Here is a 19,185-nt window from a genome sequence, read left to right as displayed (position 1 = left end):
AGCTCAGGCGCGCGCCGAGGTGTTGGCGCGCAGCCAGGCGGCGAAGTCGGCTTCGGCCAACTCGCCGGCTGCGAGCGCGAGCATGGTCAGTACGCAATCCGTGTCACTGGCCTGCAGCAACCAGCCGTTGAGCATCAGGAACAGTTCGACGGCGACGAACGCCGTTCGCTTGTTGCCATCGGCGAACGGGTGGTTGCGTGCCAAGCCGAAGCCATAGGCCGCCGCCAGATCAGCGTGGTCGGGCGAGCCGTACAAGGCCAGGTTTTGCGGGCGAGCCAATGCCGACTCCATCAGCCCCGCGTCGCGCACTCCGGCAGCGCCGCCATGCTCGGCGAGCTGCTCATCGTGCACGCCGAGGATGACCGACGTCTCCAGCCACACCCAACGGTCGTTGGCCGCGCTCACTTGGCCAGCTCGCGAAGCACCGCACGGCGACGCTTCATGATCTCGCGCGCCGCTTCCATCTGAGACTCGAAGGCAGGGTCGTGCGGCGTCAGCCGCACGCCATCGGGGCTGTCGGTCACATAGAGGGTGTCCCCTTTCTCTAGCTTCAGCTTCGCCAGCAACTCCTTGGGCAGGATGACCCCGACCGAATTGCCGATCTGGGTGAGCTTGAGTGCGTGCATGGTGGCGACTCCGTTGGTTATAACGAAAGTTATACTACCCGCGCCGGCGGCGCCTCACAAGCCCCAACATCCGAACGTTGCAAATGCACGCCCGAAAGGCTCTGGATACTTTCCTATGGACGTAACCAGGCCGATTTGCCGCTAGGCTGCGGCCCATGCCTCGAGTTACCGCTGTCTTGCGGCTGTGCCGCCTCCTCCCGCTGTTCATCGCCCTGTTGTCAGCCCTGTGGGCCCCCGGTGCCCGTGCCGACGAGCCGCCTCCGCCGCCGGGCCAGACGCTGACCGAGGCCCAGTTCGAGCTGCTGCCTGCGGGCGAGCCTGAGCGGGTGCAGCTGCCCGACACCTGGGCCCTGCGCGGCGTGCGCGAAGGCCGTGCGGTCGGTCGCTACACGGTCGGCTTCGACCTCACCAGCGTGCCAGCCGAGTCGATGGCGCTGATGTTCACGCGGCTGAGCACCCGGCATCGCCTCTGGATCAATGGACGCCCCCTGGCCAACCAGGCGATGGACGACGCCTTCGGCAACCCCGGCTTCCCGCGCCCGGCCCTGCTCGAGCTGTCGCCCGCCCTGCTGCAGGCCGGCCACAACACGGTGGTCATCGAGGTGGTCCACGCCCAGCGCGCCGGCCTGTCGAGCGTGGACGTGGGCCCGATGGTGACCCTGCGCGCCCGCTACCTGCGCCACCTGCTCGTGTCGGTGGAGCTGCCGCAGGCGCTCAACATGGCCTGCGGCGGGCTGGCGCTGCTGCTGGTGCTGATCTGGCGCCGCCGCCCGAGCGAGGTGGCGCTGGGCAGCTTCGGCGTCATCGCGCTGGTGGGCTCGGTGCGCAACTACAGCTACTTCCTCGACACCTCGGTCACCGGCACGGCGTTGTGGGCCGACTGGTTCTTCTTCGCGATCAACGTGTGGATCGTGGCGCTGTTCGGCGTGTTCGCACAGGCCTTCGCGGGGCAGCGCTGGCCGCGCTACCGGCGCTGGCTGCTGGGGCTGGCCATCGTGGTGCCGGCGCTCGGCCTGGTGGCGACCGGGCTGGACCGCCTGCAGGAGCTGCGCGGCTATGCCTACCCGGTGCTCATCGGCACCTGCCTGCCGGGCTTGTGGCTGTGCCTGGCCGGTGCGCGGGCCAAGCGGCCCTGGGGGGCGGTCGGCCCTGCGCTCGGCATGGGGGCGATGGTGGGTGCGGGCGTGCACGACTACATGTTCCAGACGGCCTACTGGCTGCCGATGACCGAGACCTTCTGGATGCCCTATGTGATGCCGGTGACGCTGGGCATCATCTCGCTCGCCCTGGTGCGGCGCATGGTGCATGCGCTGTCGGAAGTGGAAGCGCTCAACACCGAGCTGGAGGCCCGCGTGGCCGCGCGCACCCGCGAGCTCGAGCTGGCGAACGCCGCGAAGACGCGCTTCCTGGCGTCGGCCAGCCACGACCTGCGCCAGCCGCTGGTCACCATCGGCCTGCTCGTCGGCCTGGCCAAGGACCGCAGCGATTCGCCGCAGACGCGCCAGCTGATGAACCGGGTCGACGAGGCCGTCGGCTCGATGGAGGGGCTGCTCACCGGCCTGCTGGATCTTTCTCGCCTGGAGGCCGGCGCGGTGAAGCCCGACCCGGGGCCGGTGCGCCTGGCGGCGGTGTTCGATGCCATCGATGCCCACGAGCATGCCGCTGCTTCGCTCAAGGGCCTGCGCCTGCGTTTCCGGGCCACCGATGCGGTGGTGTGGAGCGATGCGGTGATGCTCGAGCGCATCCTGCGCAACCTGGTGGCCAACGCGGTGCGCTACACCGAGCGCGGCGGCGTGCTGGTGGCCGCGCGGCGCCGGGGTGGTCGCGTGGTGATCGAAGTGCGCGACAGCGGCATCGGCATTGCGCCCGAGCACCAGCAGGCGATCTTTCAGGAGTTCGTGCAGGTCGACAACCCGGCGCGCGACGGCACCAAGGGCATGGGCCTGGGCCTCGCGATCGTGCAGCGCTCGGCGGCGATGCTGGGCCACCGCATCGGGCTCGAGTCGGCGCTCGGCCGCGGCTCGAGGTTCTGGGTCGAGCTGCCGCCGGCCGAGGCGCCGCAGGCGGTGTTCTCCGACGCCGCGGCCGTCGACACGCCGGGCGAGCCGGTGCCGCTGCAGGGCCGCCGCGTGCTGCTGATGGAGGACGACGCGAGTGTGCGTGCCGCCATGATCGAGCGCCTCCAGGCCTGGGGAGCGCAGGTGGTCGCCGCGCATGTCGACGTGCCGTCGCTCGAAGCCTGGCTGGCCGATCCGCAGCAGTCCGCGCCGGACCTGATGGTGTCGGACTACCGGCTGCCGCATGGCGACGGGTTGCAGGCCATCGCGGCAGCGCGCCGCCGCTTCGGCGCGCTGCCGGCACTGCTGGTGACCGGCGACATCGCGCCGCACGACCTCGCACGCCTTCACGATGCCGGATTGCGGGTGTTGCACAAGCCCTTCCGGCCGGAAGCGCTGCGCGATGCCTTGCTGGAGGCGCTGCTCGCCGTCGAAGACGCGGCTGAGACAATCGCGCCACCATGCTGAAGTTCGAACTGCTCAAGACCGAAGGCCAGGCCCGCCGCGGCCGCCTCACCCTCAACCACGGCGTCGTCGAGACGCCGATCTTCATGCCGGTGGGCACCTACGGCACCGTCAAGGGCGTGATGCCCAGCTCGCTCGAGGCGATGGGCGCGCAGATCATCCTCGGCAACACCTTCCACCTTTGGCTGCGTCCGGGCCTGGACGTGATGCAGCAGTTCGGCGGGCTGCACCGCTTCGAGGGCTGGAGCAAGCCCATCCTGACCGACAGCGGCGGCTTCCAGGTGTGGAGCCTGGGCGAGATGCGCAAGATCAGCGAGGAAGGCGTGCGCTTCGCCTCGCCGGTCAACGGCGACAAGCTGTTTCTCACGCCCGAGGTCAGCATGCAGATCCAGCGTGTGCTCAATTCCGACGTCGTCATGCAGTTCGACGAGTGCACGCCCTACGAGACCAAGGGCCGCATCACCACCGAGCGCGAGGCGCGCTCGTCGATGGAGCTCAGCCTGCGCTGGGCGAAGCGCTGCCAGGACGAGTTCGCGCGGCTGCAGAATCCGAACGCGCTGTTCGGCATCGTGCAGGGCGGCATGTTCGAACACCTGCGCGACGAATCGCTGGCCGGGCTCGAGCAGCTCGACCTGCCCGGCCTGGCAGTGGGCGGCCTGAGCGTGGGAGAACCGAAGGAAGACATGCGCCGCGTGCTCGCGCACATCGGCCCGAGGCTTCCGGCGCACAAGCCGCACTACCTCATGGGCGTGGGCACGCCCGAAGACCTGGTCGAAGGCGTGGCGCAGGGCATCGACATGTTCGACTGCGTGATGCCCACCCGCAACGCGCGCAACGGCCACCTGTTCACCCGCTATGGCGACCTGCGGCTGCGCAACGCGCGCTACAAGACCGACGAGCGGCCCATCGACGAAAGCTGCGGCTGCCACACCTGCGCCAACTTCAGCCGCGCCTACCTGCACCACCTCGACCGCTGCGGCGAGATGCTGGGCCCCATGCTCACCAGCATCCACAACCTGCACTACTACCTGAACCTGATGCGCGAGGTGCGCGAGGCGCTCGATGCCGGCCGCTTTGCGGCCTTCGCCCGCCAGTTCGCGGCCGACCGGGGCCGTGGCGTCTGAGAAGGCCTGAGAAGGCCTGAGAAGGTGTGACGCCTTCTCTGACGCAACACGACACATTTCACGCCGCTCCCCCGGCGCCGTCCGGCTCGGCGTGAACGAATTCACGAGACAGCGCAGCCCCGGGCTGCGGCCGGCAGGCACACTCGCGGTTTCAGCCACAGCCAATAACAACAATGCTGGCGAGCCTGCATGCAGCGGGCGCACGCATCTGGGAGCCGCTGCAACACTTTCTCCACCTGCCCACGCAGGGCGGCGACGATCACCACGAACGGGTGCAGCTGAGCGCGCTGCGCATCGTGCTGTTCAGCGGCCTGCTGCTGGAGCTCGCCATCGGGCTGCACAGCAGCTGGCAGGCGATGCAGCGCGGCATGTACCACATCGTGGTCATCGTCGCGCTGTTCTTCGTGGCGCTGATCGGCGCCATGCGCGTGTCGGCTTCGCACCGGCATCGCGGCAGCACCATCGCGCTCATCGCCACCATCTACGCCGGCGGCTTCACCATCGCCGCCTTCGTGCGCGTGCCCGAAGTGGCGCGGCTGGGCTACCTGTTCTGCTACACCGCGCCGCTGCTGGCCGGCCTGCTGCACGGCTACCGGCTCGCCACCGCGCTGATGCTGCTCAACGTGGTGCCGTTCTGGATGGCGGCCGCCGGGCTGCTGCCGCCCACGCTGTTCGGCATCGAGAACTCGCTGGCGGCGGCGCCCATCTACGTGCAGGCGCTGCTGTTCGTGTTCTTCAACGTGTGCCTGCCGCTGGCGGCATTTCGCGTGCTGGGCGCCTTGCGCAGCTCGCAGCAGCGGCTGCAGCGGGCCCAGCAGCTGTATGAAGACCTGTTCCAGCATCACGGCGTGCCCACCGCGGTGTGCGCCGCCGATGGCCGCATCCAGCGCGCCAACCGGCAGTTCGCGCAGCTGGTGGGGGCCAGTGGCGAGCTGCAGGGCGTTCCGCTGGCAGGGCTGCTGCATGCCACGCAGGCCGACGCGGCGGGCGGCCCGCTCGATGCCTTCGCACCCGGCACTCACTGGAAGGCCGGGTCCTCGCCGCAGCAGCAGCGGCTGCTGGTGGTGCGCAGCCGGCGCGATTGCGGCGAGCAGCACATCGCGCTCACCTTCCACGACGTGACCGACCTGCGCAGCCTGCAGCACGAGCTGATCCGCAGCCAGGCGCAAGCCGAGTACCTGGCATCGCACGACGAGGTGACCGGCCTGCCCAAGCCGCAGCGGCTGTGGCAATGGCTCGAGCGCCGCCGCGCCGACCTGGAGGAGGGCGAGGTGCTGCCGGTGGTGTCGTGTCGCCTGGGCGGGCTGAGGCAGATCAACGCGCGCTTCGGCCTCACCCAGGGCAACCGCTTCATCAAGAGCGTGGCCGATACCCTGCGCCAGGCGGCCGGCGGGCAGGGGCTCGTGGCCCGCACGCGCGGCTCGGTGCTGTGCATCGCGCTGCCGCCCATGAAGCCGGCCGACGCGTCGGTGGCCATCGCTCGGCTGCGCTCCGCCACGCCGGTGCAGTGGCAGCTGGGCGAGGCGGGCATGGTGGCGCCCGAGCTCGCCTTCGGTGCAGCCTTCTACCCGGCCGATGCCGACGAGGCAGCCGAGGCGATGCACCGCAGCGAAGTCGCCATGGAGCTGGCGCGCCAGGGCCGCCCCGGCGCCGAGCTGAGCGACGCCCAGGCGGTCAGCCGGCGCATCACGCTGGAGGCGGGGCTGGCCCGGGCCATCGACGCCCGCGAGCTGAGGGTGGAATACCAGCCCAAGCTGAACGCCGATGGCGTGTTGCTGGGCTTCGAGGCGCTGGTGCGCTGGCACAGCCCGCAGCTGGGTCACCTCGCGCCTGCCGAGTTCGTGCAGGTGGCCGAGCAGATGGGCTGGGTCACCCGCATCACCGACCTCGTGCTCGACGAGGTGTGCCGGCAGATCGCGCGCTGGCGGGCCGCCGGCATGGCCGAGCCGCAAGTGGCGGTGAACCTGTCGGCGCGCGACCTCGACCGCGACGACCTGCAGGCTGCGGTGTTCGGCGCCCTCGAGCGGCACGGCATCGAGCCGCGCGCGCTGCAGCTGGAGGTCACCGAAACCTATCTCGCCGAACGCCCCGAGCGTGCGGCGCAGCAGCTGGGCCAGCTGCGCGAACGCGGCATCAAGATCGCGATCGACGATTTCGGCACCGGCTATTCGTCACTCGCCAAGCTGGCGGACCTGCCGATCGACGTGCTCAAGATCGACCGCAGTTTCCTCGTGGGTCTGCCGGGCAATGCGCGCCGCGAGCGGATCGTGCGCTCCATCGTCACGCTGGCCAACGGGCTCCAGCTGGGGGTGGTGGCCGAAGGGGTGGAGCATGCGGCGCAGCTGCGCTTCCTGCATGCGCTGGGGGTCAACGGCTTCCAGGGCTTCCTGTTCCACCGCCCGGCGCCGGCGGAGCAGTGGAACGCGCTGCTGCTGGCGCGGCCGGGCGTGTGGCCGTGACGGCGCCTATTCCCCCTGGCCCGAAGTCAGCAGCGGGATGCTGCCGTCCGACTGGCCGCCCAGCAGGCCGGTGCGGGTGTAGACGCCCAGCTTCTCGCGGGTGTCGGCGATGTCGAGGTTGCGCATCGTGAGCTGGCCGATGCGGTCGGCCGGCGTGAACGGCGCGTCCTCCACCTTTTCCATCGACAGGCGCTCGGGCGCGTAGGTGAGGTTGGGGCTCGCGGTGTCGAGGATCGAATAGTCGTTGCCGCGGCGCAGCTCCAGGGTCACCTCGCCGGTGATGGCGCGCGCCACCCAGCGCTGTGCGGTCTCGCGCAGCATCAGGCACTGCGGGTCGAACCAGCGGCCCTGGTAGAGCAGGCGGCCGAGCTTCATGCCGTTCATGCGGTACTGCTCGATGGTGTCTTCGTTGTGGATGCCGGTGACCAGGCGCTCGTAGGCGATGTGCAGCAGCGCCATGCCCGGGGCCTCGTAGATGCCGCGGCTCTTGGCCTCGATGATGCGGTTCTCGATCTGGTCGCTCATGCCCAGGCCATGGCGGCCGCCGATGGCGTTGGCCTCGGCGAACAGCTCAACCGCGTTGGCGAAGCTGCGGCCGTTCAGGGCCACCGGCACGCCGTCCTCGAAGCGCACCGACACCGTCTCGGGCTTGATGGCGACGTCTTCCTTCCAGAAGGCCACCCCCATGATCGGGTTGACGATGTGCATGCCCTTGTTCAGGAACTCCAGGTCCTTCGCCTCGTGAGTGGCGCCCAGCATGTTGGAGTCGGTGGAGTAGGCCTTCTCGACGCTCATCTTGTAGTCGAAGCCGTTGGCGATGAGGTATTCGCTCATCTCCTTGCGGCCGCCCAGCTCGTCGATGAAGGTCTGGTCGAGCCAGGGCTTGTAGATCTTCAGCGCCGGGTTGGCCAGCAGGCCGTAGCGGTAGAAGCGCTCGATGTCGTTGCCCTTGAAGGTGGAGCCGTCGCCCCAGATGTTGACGCCGTCCTCCTTCATGGCCACCACCAGCGCGGTGCCGGTGACGGCACGGCCCAGCGGCGTGGTGTTGAAGTAGGTGTTGCCGCCGCTGCGGATGTGGAAGGCGCCGCACTGGATGGCGGCAATGCCTTCGGCCACCAGCTGCGCGCGGCAGTCGATCAGGCGGGCGATGTCGGCGCCGTAGGCCTTGGCCTTGCGCGGGATGTCTTCGTAGTCGCTTTCGTCCGGCTGGCCCAGGTTGGCGGTGTAGGCGCAGGGGACCGCGCCCTTGGCGCGCATCCAGTGGACGGCGGCACTGGTGTCCAGGCCGCCCGAAAAGGCGATGCCGACACGTTCGCCGGCGGGGAGTTTCTGCAGGATGGTGGCGGCCACGGCAATGCTCGCTGGAGGCTTGGGGAAAGCGCGGATTTTAGGCGCCGGCGCCCTGCGGGCTTTGCGCCGGCGGTGCGCCGCCGTCCGCCAGCAGCTCGGCCACCCGCTGCTGCAGGGTTTCGAGGGTGACCTCCGGCGCCGCCACCGGCGCGCCGGCGGCCAGCCCCACGCGGCTGAAGAAGCCGCGGCGGAACGGCCGCACCATCGCCTGGCCCTCTTCGACGCGCGAGAAGAACGAGCCCCACAGGTTCTGCAGCGCGATCGGCACCACCGGCACCGGGTGGGTTTCCAGGATCTTCATGATGCCGCCCCTGAAGGGCTGCAGCCGGCCGTCGCGGGTGATCGCGCCTTCCGGAAAGATGCACAGCAGCTCGCCCTCGTCGAGGACGCGCCGGGCCTCGGCGAAGGCGCGTTCGTAGGTCTGCGGGTCGTCCTTCTGCGGTGCGATCGGGATCGCCTTGGCCAGCCTGAACATGGCGCCCAGCACCGGGATGCGGAAGATCTTGTGGTCCATGATGAAGCGGATCGGCCGCGGGCTCGCTGCCATGAGCAGCACCGCGTCGACGAAGCTCACGTGGTTGCACACCAGGATGGCCGGGCCCTCCACCGGGATGTGCTCGTCGCCGCGCACCTTGAAGCGATAGACGCAGCGCGAGGCGATGAAGGCCACGAAGCGCAGCAGGTACTCGGGCACCAGCATGAAGATGTAGAAGGCGACCACCGCGTTGGCGATGCCCACCGCCAGGAACACCTGCGGGATCGAGAAGCCCGCCTTCAGCAGCAGGCCGGCGATCACCGAGCTCGCGATCATGAACAGCGCGTTCAGGATGTTGTTGGCCGCGATGATGCGCGCCCGGTGGCTGGGCTGGGCGCGCAGCTGGATGAGCGCATACATCGGCACGCTGTACAGCCCGGCAAAGAGCGACAGCAGGGCCAGGTCGGCCATCACCCGCCAGTGCCCGGCCTGCGAGACGAACTCGCGCACGCCCATGGTGGCCGCCGCAGGCAGGCCGCGCGAGGCGAAGTACAGGTCGATGGCGAACACGCTCATGCCGATGGCGCCCAGCGGCACCAGGCCGATCTCGACATGCCGGCGCGACAGCGTCTCGCACAGCAGCGAGCCGATGCCGATGCCCACCGAGAACACCACCAGCAGCAGCGAGGCGACCTGCTCGTTGCCGTGCAGCACCTCCTTGGCGAACGACGGGAACTGCGACAGGAACACGGCGCCGAAGAACCACATCCACGAGATGCCCAGCAGCGAGCGGAACACCACCGTGTTGCCATGCGCCAGCCGCAGGTTGCGCCAGGTTTCGGTGACCGGGTTCCAGTTGATGCGCAGCTGCGCATCGGTGGCCGGCGAGGCCGGCACGAACTGCGAGGTGGCGCGGCCCAGCACGGCCAGCGCCAGGCAGGTGAGGGCCACGTACTGCGCGCCGGCCTGCGGCACGGCGATCAGCAGCCCGCCCACCACGTTGCCGAGCAGGATGGCCACGAAGGTGCCCATCTCGACCATGCCGTTGCCGCCGGTGAGCTCGCGCTCGTTGAGGTGCTGAGGCAGGTAGGCGAACTTGACCGGGCCGAACAGGGTGGAATGCAGGCCGAGCAGGAACACGCAGCCCAGCAGCGCTGCGACGCTGGTGGTGTAGAAGCCCCAGGCAGCCACCACCATGATCGCGATCTCGAGCCACTTGACGAAGCGGATCAGCACCGCCTTGTCGTACTTGTCGGCCAGCTGCCCGCTGGTGGCCGAGAACAGCAGGAAGGGCAGGATGAACAGCGCGCCGATGACCAGGCCCGCCATGGCCGGCTCCAGCCACTGCACCCGCAGCTGGTAGGTCACCAGCACGGTGAACGCGAACTTGAACAGGTTGTCGTTGGCCGCGCCGAGGAACTGCGTCCAGAAGAAGGGCGCAAAGCGGCGCTGGCCGAGCAGCGCGAACTGGTTGGGATGCGGGTCGTGGCTCAAGGTCTCTCCTCCTGTCGTCGTGGCCCTTTCAGGCGCTTGTCCGCCCGTGCGGCGCGGGTGCGGGCACGGGTGGGGCACTGTATCCCTGCGCCGGCGGTGCGCGCCAGAGGCGCCGGGTGTCGAACACCTCGGGGAGCAGCCGGGCGCTGCCGCTGCGCAGCAGGCGTTTCTGCACGAAGTCGAACATCAGCGGGTTGTGTTCGCGCAGCGCCGCCAGCGGCTCGACCGCATCGCGCGGCAGCAGGCCTGCGGCGGCCAGCCGGGCCGGGCTGTACAGCGGCATCACGCCCGGCAGCGGGTGGTCGGAGCCGTGCAGCAGGCGTGCATGCCAGTCCTGGCGTTGCAGCAGCGTGTGCCAGGCCTGCGGGCTGCGGTTGGTCTGGAAGAGCGCCGAGATGTCGGCGAACAGCAGGCCGCGCCAGGCCGGCTCGTCCATCAGCCGGGCCCACAGGTCGAAGGCGTTGCGGCGCGGCCTGGAGGGCGTGTCCAGGTCGATGGCATGGCCGAGCGACGCGGCATGGGCTGCGATCACCCGCACGCCGGCGGCCAGCGGCACGCGCAGGTGCAGCGGGTTGCCGTAGGCCGCGCGGTCGGCGCCGCGCACTGCGAGCTCTTCACCGCAATGCACGATGAGCGGCATGCCGGCTCGGCGCAGCCGGTCGTAGAAGGGCCGGCAGCGCGCGTCGGCGAGGTCGATGTTCATCGCGCTGGGCAGCCATTTCACCGCCAGAGCGCCCTGCTGCAAGGCTGCGTCGAGCCGTTCAATGGCATCCGGGCGGTAAGGGTGCACCGAGGCGACCCAGCCGAAACGCTGCGGCAAGGCGGCGGCCACTTCCTGCGCGTAGCGGTTCGGCACGTGGAGGGTGGTCCAGTCGGCGTGTTCGCGGCCGCGGTCGTCGCAGGCGGTGTCGAAGGCGAACAGCAGCCAGCGGGCGCCCGCCGGGAAGTCGCTCGCCAGCCGCTGCAGGCGCTCGACATAGGCACGGTCGACCGAGGCGACGCCCTGGGGCACGCAGGCGGCATTGAGGATGACGCGGCGGCGCAGCACCTCCACCGGATGCCACCACTGGTACATCGACGGGTGAATGGTGCAGCCCGAGCCGGCGTCGCCGTTGCCGAGCAGGTGGGTGTGCACGTCCCACAGTGCGGCAGGGTCGATGCCGTCGAAGGCCTGGGCCACCAGCGGGTGGGTGCGCAGCGATGCCGGCAGCGGCTCGCGGCAAGGGTTGCGCAGGGCGGCGGCTTCGGCCTGCAGCGAGGTGAACAGGCCGGCGCCCAGGGCGGCGGTGCAGCACAGCGCGTGGCGGCGGTCGAGGCGGGTCTTCATCGCACCACGAACTCTGCACCGCCCAGGCCGCTGCGCTGCAGCCAGGCAAACACCGAGTCGACCGTGACTGTCTCGATGCGATCGGCAAAGCGCTTGCTGTTCGGATGGTCGTCGAAGGCCACGTTGGCCGCGGTGACCCGTGCGCCCAGGCGGGTGAGGGCGCCCAGCCGCAAGGTGGTGGGCTGATAGTCGCGCAACTGCAGCCAGGCCTGCGCCTGGGCGCGGCTGGCGGCCCGCGGCTCCACCGCGCCGGCCAGCGTCTCGATGGCCCACTGGTTGGACTGCTGGTAGCGCTGTGCCCAGGGGTAGGCCACCATGTTGTAGCGGGGCGAATGCCAGGAGGCCACGCGCTGGTTGTCGCGCAGCAGCGGCAGCAACTGCTGCTGCACCTCGGGCGCCAGCACGACGACCCCCGCTTCGTAGCGGTGCAGCCGGTCCAGGAAGAACTCGCCCAGCCCCTGCCGGTAGACGGCCGCCTCGGCGGTGCCGCAGTGGTTGAGCTTGTGCACCACGCGCCAGCCGGCACCCGGCTCCCGGTAGGCGAAGCCCAGGTGCGAGTAGCGCAAGCCGTAGCGGCCGAGGTCCTGCCCGGCGCGGGCGATCACCACCACCTGCGCGCCGGTGCCGTCGAGCCGCCTGGCGGTGGCGGCGGCCAGCTCCATGGCGCTCTCGACGCTGCGCACGTCCAGCGGTTGCGTCTCGCAGGGCCGGCCCGCCTGGGCGGCGGTCGCGGCCAGCAGCGCTGCGGCGCAGGCGGCGGCCCGCAGGGACGAGGCCGCGCTCATCGTGTGATCCGCTCGTTGTAGAGCAACGAGGCGCCGAGTTCGTTGGGAATGAAGGCCAGCGCCTGGCCCGCGGCCGACAGCACCCAGCCCGCGCTCACTGCGGTGACGAGCACGCCGGTGCCCACCACCACCGAGGCGGCGCCTGCCGCCTGCCCGGCCCAGCGCACGCTGGCCCGCGCGCCGTCGGACGCCCGCTCGAGCACCCACACGGTGCCGGTGGCCGATGCCTCGACCGCCACGACGGTGAGGGTGGCGCCTGCCGACAGGATCATCACCGGCGCCGTGACGGACACGGCCACCGGCAGCATCGACAGCGCGCTGGCGTCGGAGAGGGTGGACTGCGCGCGTGCCGCGGGCGTGGCCGCCAGGGCGAGAGAAACGGACAGGACGAGCGCAGGCAGGGAGAAGGAGAACAGCGGGTGCTGGTTCATGGTGGGTGAGCTCCAGGGGCAGGGGTTACTGCGTGTCGCGGGCAGCGTGGCGCTGCGCGCGGGCCTCGGCGAGGTCGGCCTCGTAGGCGTCGCGCAGGGTCTTGGCGAGCGTGAAGGCGCTGGAGATCAGGAACAGCCAGCTCACCAGCAGGAAGGCCTTGTAGGTCGGATTGATGGCCATGCGCCACAGGCCCCAGCCGGTGAGCGCCATGGCGAATGCAAAGCCGCCCCACACCACCAGCTTCCACAGCGGCGTGTCGGCGGGGCGTGTCTCGTTGTCGCGCACGAACTTGGCCAGGGCGAAGGCGGCCGACAGACAGAACACGTAGCCCATCACCATGAATGCGCGGTCGAGGTCTTCACCCGGCAGCCAGGCGAGGCCGATGCCGCACAGGGACACGGCCACGCCGAACGAGATCCACACCTGGGCCTTCCAGGCCTTGGTGTCACGGCGCACGACGACGATGGGAGAGGCGCTTTGCATAAACCCTCGCGGGTGGTTGAACATGGGGGCGCATGTTCTTCACCCGCCGGGTCGGGGTCAACGAGGCGCGACGTTGTCCATCTGAGCTGGACGGAAGGTATCGCCAAACGATACGATTTGCCGATGAGCACCACCCTCGACCTCATCACCACCCTGAAGGCCGAACTCAAGGCTGCGGGCCTCACCTATGCCGACCTGGCGCGCGAGCTGGGCATGGCCGAGTCGAGCATCAAGCGCATGTTCGCCAAGGGCGACATGCCGCTCACCCGGGTGGACGAGATCTGCCGTGTGCTGAAGACCGACTTCGCCGAGCTGGCACGGCAGGTGGCGGCGAACAAGCCGCAGAGTCGCGAGCTGACGCTCGAGCAGGAGAAGGCGGTGGTGGCCGATCGCCGGCTGCTGCTGCTGGCGATCTGCTGCGTGAGCCAGTGGACCTTCGAGCAGATGATCGCCACCTACGACTTCACCGAAGCCGAATGCGTGAAGTACCTGGTGCAGCTGGACAAGCTCGGGTTCATCGAGCTGCGCCCGATGAACCGCTACCGCCTCAATGTGGCCAAGGGCTTCCGCTGGCGCCCCAACGGCCCGGTGATGCAGTACTTCCGTGCCGAGGTCGTGCAGGACTACTACGCCGGCGGCTTCGACGGCGAGGGCGAGCTGCTGCTGCTGGTGCACGGCTCCATCGGCAAGAGCCTGGCCGCGGGCTTCGTCGAGCGTCTGCAGCGCATCGGGCAGGACTTCGCGCAGCAGCACCTGGCCGACCAGCGGCTGCCGGCGTCGCAACGCACGCCCTACACGCTGGTGGTGGGCATGCGGTCCTGGCTGTTCGCGGCGTTCAGGGACCTGAAGCGGGAGCCGGCGGCGGCCTGAGCACCAATGAAAAAGCCCGCCGTCGGGCAGACGGCGGGCTTGGGGACGGTCCTTCGCAGGCCGGCGCAGTTCAGAACTTGTAGGCTGCGCGAACCAGGAAGGTGCGTCCGAGCGGGTCGGTGAAGCGCGGGTCATAGCCGCGCTGGAAGGTCGTGACCTGCAGCGAGCGCGGCGGGTCCTTGTCCATCAGGTTGTTCACACCCGCGGTCAGGACCATGTTCTTGATGCCGGTCCAGGACACCGAGGCATCCCAGATGGCATAGACGCCGACCTTGCCTGCACCGCCCTGGTCATCGTAGTGAGACTTGTGGCGCTGGCTCAGCGTGGCGCCCCAGGGACCCTGGTTCCAGGTGGCGGTGAGGGTGTGCTGCCAGCGGAACACCGGCGCGTTGTCGGAATAGGCGCCGGCTGCGTCGATGAACGCACCGCCCTTTTCACGCTGGTACTTGTACCGGGTGATGTAGGTGCCGTCGATGCCCAGGCCGAACACGCCGTACTCGGATGCGCCCGAACGCCAGTTGGCCGACACGTCAACGCCGCGCGTGTGCAGCTCGCCCAGGTTTTCGTTGGGCGTGTCGATGAACGCGATCGGATCCTGAGTCGCGGTCAGGTTTGCGCAGGCGTCGATGTCGGACAGCGAGATGCCGGGCACCTGACCCGCGGCCACCTGGCTGCAGCGCACGAATCGCGACGCATAGCGGCCGGCACTGGCGAAGACTTCCTGTTCGGGCAGCGGGCTGATCATGTTCTTGATCTGCACCTGCCAGTAGTCCACCGACACGCTGACGTTGCGCATCGGCTCGAACACGAGGCCGAGCGAATAGGACATCGACTTCTCGGGAGACAGCGCGCTGGCGGACTGCCCGTTGGCCACCGGGCCGAGCAGGCGCTGCATCACCTGCTGGCCGCAAACCACGCCAGGCGACGTGCCGGCAACCGCGTTGCCGCCCGGGCACAGGACCGGATCGTCGTAGTTGTCGGTGGTGAAGGTGAGCGCTTGCGGCTGGTAGATCTCATACAGCGTCGGCGCACGGAAGCCCTTGTTCGCCGAGCCGCGGATCACCAGCTGCGGCGTCGGCTGGAAGCGAATGCCGACCTTCGGGTTGAAGGTGTTGCCGAAGTCGCTGTACTTGTCGTACCGGCCGGCCAGTGTCAGCTCGAGGTTCTTCATCACGGGGATGTTGAACTCCGCGAACACCGCATTCACGTCACGCTTGCCGGTGGTGTCGCCGTTGGGGTCGAGGCCCAGGCTGCCGAGCTGGGCGGTGATGTCGGTGTTCTCGAACGACGACTTCTCACGGCGATGCTCGGCGCCGAATGCGGCGCCCACCATGTGGTCGCCCAGCTTGAACAGCTCCCCGCTGACGCGGAAGTCCGCGAAGTCGAGGGTGTTCTTGCCGATCACCGTGTCGGCCACCACCTGCGCGGCGTCGATCGCGGCCTGGCCTGCGGCGGTCTGCGGGCCGAACGGGTTGATGATCCCGTCCCACACGCCCTGCTGCATCATCCCGTCGTTCACGTAGCCGCGCTTGACCGACGCCACGCTCTTGTTCTGCGAGCGGCCGACGCCGGCGCGGTAGTCGAAGCGTCCGATCGTGCCTTCGGCATCGACCACCATGCGCTCGGTGGTCGTGTCGTCACCGCTGGTGCGCTTGCCGGCGGGAATCTGTCGCCAGTTGGCGGTGCCGCCCATCGTCGGGCCGCCGGGGTTCGGGTCCGTCAGATCGAAGAACGGAATCAAGGGGTCGATATCGACCGGGGTGGCGCCCGCCGGGAAGAACGGGCTGGACGCCAGCATCAGGTGCGAAGTCGGCGCCGCCGCCACGCGCGCGGTGGACTTGTTGTTCGCGCGCATGTACTCGGCGCTGATCTTGTGATCCGGCGTGATGGCGAGCGTGCCGCGCAGCAGCCCCGTGAGCTGCTCGTTTTCGGTCAGCAGGTCGACGTCGCGCGAGAAGTCATAGCGGCAGGAGATGCTTCCGTCGGAGTTGGTGACGGGCACCGAAGCGGGCGGGGCGCAGCCGGGGGCCGTCGGCTCGAAGCCGTTCAGGTCGCCAGGGAAGGCGGTGCCGCTGGTGCCGGCCCGGATCGCGGAGCCGCTCGTGCCCATGATGCCGGTCGAGCCAAACGCACGCTCGGTGGCCATCAGCGCCTTCTGCTTGCGCGCGTCCAACGCGAACAACAGGTTGAAGCGGTTCTCGGCCAAGGTGCCGAAACCCGCGACAACACTGGCGCGCTGAATCTCGCCGCCCGAGCCCTTCTGGGGCCGCTGCCATGAGCCGCTCAGCTCGACGCCCGTGAAGTCGCGCTTCAGGATGAAGTTGATGACGCCACCGATGGCGTCGGTGCCGTACAGGGCCGATGCGCCGTCGCGGAGCACTTCGATGCGGTCGACCGCGATCAGCGGAATCGCGTTGAGGTCGACTGCGGCGGCGTCGAACGAATGGTTCGCGATGCGGCGGCCGTTGAGCAGCACGAGGGTCTTGTTCGAGTTCGTGCCGGTCGGGCCGCTCAGGCCGCGCAGGTCTGCCTCGGCCTTGCCGCCCGTCGTGCCGCCGATGGCGGAGCTGGCGCCGAAGTTCGACTGGTTGGCAGAGATGCGCAGCACCGCCTGCTCCACGTTCGTCACACCCTGCTTCACGAGGTCCTCGGTCTTGATGACCGTGACCGGCAGCGCCGTTTCAGCATCGACTCGCCGGATCGACGAGCCCGTGATCTCCACTCGCTCCAGTTGTTGCTGCTGGGCAACAGCCACTGTCGCGAGACCCCCTGTGCAGACGGCCATTACGGCCCAGCTGACATGCTTGAGACGGAACATGAGCACCTCTTCGTTTTGGATGCCAGGATCGAGCCGGCATAAAAAGTTGAATGGCGACAAAGGGTTACTTTGTCTCCGCTGAGAGCGAGGGGAGTTGGCTGTATGCGTTGGCCCCCGACCGCAGCGGCCATCTTGCTAGCACGCACGATGCCAGTCATCAGGTTCAAGCCCCTACTTGCCACCGTGGCCTGCGTGTATAGACAAGCAGCCCTGCTGCACGAACCAGGTGCCAGCCGGCACTTGAACGGGGCGCTTGCCACATCGACGTTCCGCGGATTGGTGAAGACCCTCAAGATCAAGGTGTCGTGAAGTCGGCCTCGCCGGATATCCTGCCGGCCTCCAATGACCGAGCAGGATTCCACGTGCACCTTTCGCGACTCAGGATGTTGTTGTCTGCTGCCGTCCTGGCTGCAGTGGCGACGGCTGTCTCAGCCCAGAGCAACACGGACCCCAAGGCCGCACCGCGGGCGGTGGCCGACTACCTCAAGCTTCCGCAGTTCGGCAGTCCTCGGCTGTCGCCGAGCGGCAAGTACCTGGCTGCCGTGACGCCCATCAACGGACGGCTCAACCTGGCGGTCGTGGATCTCGAGACGAGAAAGGGCACCGCCCTCACGAGCTTCGACTCGTTCGACGTGCTCAACGTGCGCTGGGTCGGCGACGAACGCCTGGTGTTCACGCTCGGCCAGCAGAACACGCCCACCGGCCCCGGGCAGTTCGACGGCGGCGGCTTGTTCGTCGTGTCGCGCGACGGGAAGGAGTCGCGCAAGCTGTCTCCCACCGTGAGGGAGATGCGCAACTCCTGGCAGTTCGTCTATCGCGGCATGTCCTTCCTGGCGCGGCTGCCTGGCACCTCGGACGAAGTGCTGGTGAGAGGCCGGCTGCGCACGGCCGACGCCGAGGACGTGTACCGCCTCGACCTGCGCAACGGGCGCACCGTGCTGGTGACCTCGGAGCGACCGCCGCGCACTTCGGACTGGGTGCTCGACAGCAAGCGTGTGCCGCGGGTCGTGACATCCTGGGTCAAGGACACATCGCAGTACATCGTCTACTACCGCAAGACTGCCGAGTCCGCCTGGGAGGAAATCGCCCGCCACGACTCGGCCGAGGGCCCCGGCTTCTCGGTGCTCGGCTTCCTTTCCGACGACAAGACGCTCATGGTCGCCTCCAACGCGGGGCGAGAAACCATGGCCGTCTTCAAGTTCGACCCCGAAACCCGCAAGCTCGGTGACCTGCTGGCACAGCACCCGCGCTATGACATGGGCGCAGACGCCCTGGGCGAGAGCGTGCCCGGCGTGATCACCGAACCCGAGTCGGACCGCGTCACCGGCTATCGGGTCGACGCTGAGCGCCCGCAGACCGTGTGGCTGGACGAAACGGAGGCGCGCACGCAGGCGGCCATCGACGCGGCCTTGCCGGGTGCCTACAACAGCTTTGCACGCTTCCCGGGCTCCAAGCGCGTGTTGATCACCTCGTACTCCGATCAGCAGCCCTCGAAGTGGTACCTGCTGGACGAGGACAAGCGCACGCTGGAAGAGCTGTTCTCCAGCCGACCGTGGCTTGCGAGCGACGACCTGGTGCCTATGCGCTCCTTCATGCTCAAGACGCGCGACGGCCTGGAGATCCCCTCCTACTACTTCCTGCCCAAAGGCCACAAGGCCGGCGAGCGCCTGCCCACCATCGTGCACATCCATGGCGGGCCGCATGTGCGGGCCGACGGCTGGGCGAGCGGCTTCGGCTATGCCGAGGCGCAGATCCTCGCCTCGCGCGGGTATGCCGTGGTGCTGCCGAACTTCCGCATCACGCCGGGGCTGGGGTCCAAGGTCTACTACGCCGGTTTCGGCACCGTGGGGCGCCAGATGTCCGAGGACCACGAGGACGCAGCGCACTGGGCCGTCAAGGAAGGCTTTGCAGACCCCGCGCGCCTGTGCATGTCGGGGGCGAGCTATGGCGGCTATGCCACCTTGCGTGCGCTGGCCAAGACGCCTGGGCTTTTCAAGTGCGGCGTGGCCGGGCTCGTGGTGAGCGATCTCGAGATGCAGCTCACTTCCACCGCGGGCGACACGACCTACAGCCCGGCGGGCGTGGCGTTCTGGCACAAGCTGGTGGGGCAGGGCGAAAAGAACCGGACGGCCCTCAAGGACAACTCGCCGGTCCACATGGCCGCGAAGATCAAGGGCGCGCTGTTCATGTATGCCGGCTCGGAAGACATTCGCACGCCGCTGGAGCAGACCACGGCGATGGTGAAGGCGCTGGAAGCTGCCGGCAACCCGCCCAAGGTGGTGCTCATCAAGAAGCAGGAAGGGCACGGCTACGGCAAGGTGGAGAACCGCATCGAGCTGTACGAGAAGATGCTGCAGTTCCTCGACGAGCAGATCGGCCCGAAGTCGCAGCGGCCCTGACGGACCGGCAGGAAAAAAGGG

At 68.9% G+C, this 19,185-nt stretch carries 14 protein-coding genes; 5 read left to right on the top strand and 9 right to left on the bottom strand.

The window, feature by feature from the left end:
* Window positions 1-3 precede the first annotated feature (3 nt).
* Together E8D38_RS05965 and E8D38_RS05960 are read right to left on the bottom strand one after the other, a co-directional pair.
* A complete protein-coding gene (locus E8D38_RS05965) occupies window positions 4-405 on the bottom strand; it encodes a type II toxin-antitoxin system death-on-curing family toxin (protein WP_140626841.1) in 402 nt (133 codons plus the stop codon).
* Window positions 402-626, bottom strand: a complete 225-nt coding sequence (locus E8D38_RS05960; protein ID WP_140626839.1) for an AbrB/MazE/SpoVT family DNA-binding domain-containing protein — start codon at window positions 624-626, stop codon at window positions 402-404. Before E8D38_RS05960 ends, E8D38_RS05965 begins: the two co-directional genes overlap by 4 nt.
* Window positions 627-1,054: 428 nt before the next feature.
* Between E8D38_RS05960 and E8D38_RS05955 the strand changes: the two genes are divergently transcribed.
* From E8D38_RS05955 to E8D38_RS05945, 3 genes are all read left to right on the top strand, one after another.
* A complete protein-coding gene (locus tag E8D38_RS05955) occupies window positions 1,055-3,151 on the top strand; it encodes a hybrid sensor histidine kinase/response regulator (RefSeq protein WP_425462755.1) in 2,097 nt (698 codons plus the stop codon).
* A complete protein-coding gene (tgt, locus tag E8D38_RS05950) occupies window positions 3,145-4,272 on the top strand; it encodes a tRNA guanosine(34) transglycosylase Tgt (RefSeq protein ID WP_140626834.1) in 1,128 nt (375 codons plus the stop codon). The genes E8D38_RS05955 and tgt overlap by 7 nt, the downstream gene beginning before the upstream one ends.
* 173 nt (window positions 4,273-4,445) lie before the next feature.
* Window positions 4,446-6,731 carry a putative bifunctional diguanylate cyclase/phosphodiesterase gene (locus E8D38_RS05945; protein ID WP_140626833.1) on the top strand — a complete coding sequence of 762 codons (2,286 nt, stop codon included), beginning with the start codon at window positions 4,446-4,448 and terminating at the stop codon, window positions 6,729-6,731.
* Window positions 6,732-6,737: 6 nt separating this feature from the next.
* Here E8D38_RS05945 and argG read toward each other — a convergent pair whose 3' ends face one another.
* From argG to E8D38_RS05915, 6 genes are read right to left on the bottom strand one after another with little or no spacing between them, the layout of a single operon-like run.
* Window positions 6,738-8,081 carry an argininosuccinate synthase gene (gene argG, locus E8D38_RS05940; protein WP_140626831.1) on the bottom strand — a complete coding sequence of 448 codons (1,344 nt, stop codon included), beginning with the start codon at window positions 8,079-8,081 and terminating at the stop codon, window positions 6,738-6,740.
* A gap of 37 nt (window positions 8,082-8,118) precedes the next feature.
* Complete coding sequence (locus tag E8D38_RS05935; protein WP_140626828.1) at window positions 8,119-10,050, bottom strand: MFS transporter; 1,932 nt, start codon at window positions 10,048-10,050, stop codon at window positions 8,119-8,121.
* Between the two features lie 28 nt (window positions 10,051-10,078).
* A complete protein-coding gene (locus E8D38_RS05930) occupies window positions 10,079-11,377 on the bottom strand; it encodes an amidohydrolase family protein (RefSeq protein WP_181178947.1) in 1,299 nt (432 codons plus the stop codon).
* Window positions 11,374-12,162, bottom strand: a complete 789-nt coding sequence (locus E8D38_RS05925; protein WP_140626826.1) for a DUF2145 domain-containing protein — start codon at window positions 12,160-12,162, stop codon at window positions 11,374-11,376. Before E8D38_RS05925 ends, E8D38_RS05930 begins: the two co-directional genes overlap by 4 nt.
* Window positions 12,159-12,593 carry a hypothetical protein gene (locus E8D38_RS05920; protein ID WP_140626824.1) on the bottom strand — a complete coding sequence of 145 codons (435 nt, stop codon included), beginning with the start codon at window positions 12,591-12,593 and terminating at the stop codon, window positions 12,159-12,161. The genes E8D38_RS05925 and E8D38_RS05920 overlap by 4 nt, the downstream gene beginning before the upstream one ends.
* Before the next feature lie 25 nt (window positions 12,594-12,618).
* Window positions 12,619-13,077, bottom strand: coding sequence for a YiaA/YiaB family inner membrane protein (locus E8D38_RS05915; RefSeq protein ID WP_140626822.1), 459 nt, complete (start codon window positions 13,075-13,077; stop codon window positions 12,619-12,621).
* Window positions 13,078-13,200: 123 nt separating this feature from the next.
* Between E8D38_RS05915 and E8D38_RS05910 the strand changes: the two genes are divergently transcribed.
* Window positions 13,201-13,947: a helix-turn-helix domain-containing protein gene (locus E8D38_RS05910; protein WP_140626820.1), complete on the top strand. Its 747-nt coding sequence runs from the start codon at window positions 13,201-13,203 to the stop codon at window positions 13,945-13,947.
* A 70-nt stretch (window positions 13,948-14,017) separates the two neighbouring features.
* Here the strand turns inward: E8D38_RS05910 and E8D38_RS05905 are convergent, their stop codons facing one another.
* Window positions 14,018-16,669 carry a TonB-dependent receptor gene (locus E8D38_RS05905; RefSeq protein ID WP_181178946.1) on the bottom strand — a complete coding sequence of 884 codons (2,652 nt, stop codon included), beginning with the start codon at window positions 16,667-16,669 and terminating at the stop codon, window positions 14,018-14,020.
* Window positions 16,670-17,154: 485 nt separating this feature from the next.
* Between E8D38_RS05905 and E8D38_RS05900 the strand changes: the two genes are divergently transcribed.
* On the top strand, window positions 17,155-19,164 hold the full coding sequence (locus E8D38_RS05900) for a S9 family peptidase (RefSeq protein WP_181178945.1): 2,010 nt from the start codon (window positions 17,155-17,157) through the stop codon (window positions 19,162-19,164).
* The last annotated feature ends 21 nt before the right edge of the window (window positions 19,165-19,185 follow it).

It is taken from the genome of Methylibium rhizosphaerae (assembly GCF_006386545.1).
Taxonomy (GTDB): domain Bacteria; phylum Pseudomonadota; class Gammaproteobacteria; order Burkholderiales; family Burkholderiaceae_C; genus Pseudorivibacter; species Pseudorivibacter rhizosphaerae.
Note: the sequence above shows the minus strand (reverse complement) of the source record. Positions and strands in the feature narration are given on the sequence as shown.

Coding starts and splice junctions, on each gene's coding strand:
- E8D38_RS05960 (WP_140626839.1), bottom strand. CDS start 626: ATGCACGCACTCAAGCTCACCCAGATCGGCAATTCGGTCGGGGTCATC.
- E8D38_RS05955 (WP_425462755.1), top strand. CDS start 1,055: ATGGCGCTGATGTTCACGCGGCTGAGCACCCGGCATCGCCTCTGGATC.
- tgt (WP_140626834.1), top strand. CDS start 3,145: ATGCTGAAGTTCGAACTGCTCAAGACCGAAGGCCAGGCCCGCCGCGGC.
- E8D38_RS05945 (WP_140626833.1), top strand. CDS start 4,446: ATGCTGGCGAGCCTGCATGCAGCGGGCGCACGCATCTGGGAGCCGCTG.
- E8D38_RS05930 (WP_181178947.1), bottom strand. CDS start 11,377: ATGAAGACCCGCCTCGACCGCCGCCACGCGCTGTGCTGCACCGCCGCC.
- E8D38_RS05925 (WP_140626826.1), bottom strand. CDS start 12,162: ATGAGCGCGGCCTCGTCCCTGCGGGCCGCCGCCTGCGCCGCAGCGCTG.
- E8D38_RS05920 (WP_140626824.1), bottom strand. CDS start 12,593: ATGAACCAGCACCCGCTGTTCTCCTTCTCCCTGCCTGCGCTCGTCCTG.
- E8D38_RS05915 (WP_140626822.1), bottom strand. CDS start 13,077: ATGCAAAGCGCCTCTCCCATCGTCGTCGTGCGCCGTGACACCAAGGCC.
- E8D38_RS05910 (WP_140626820.1), top strand. CDS start 13,201: ATGAGCACCACCCTCGACCTCATCACCACCCTGAAGGCCGAACTCAAG.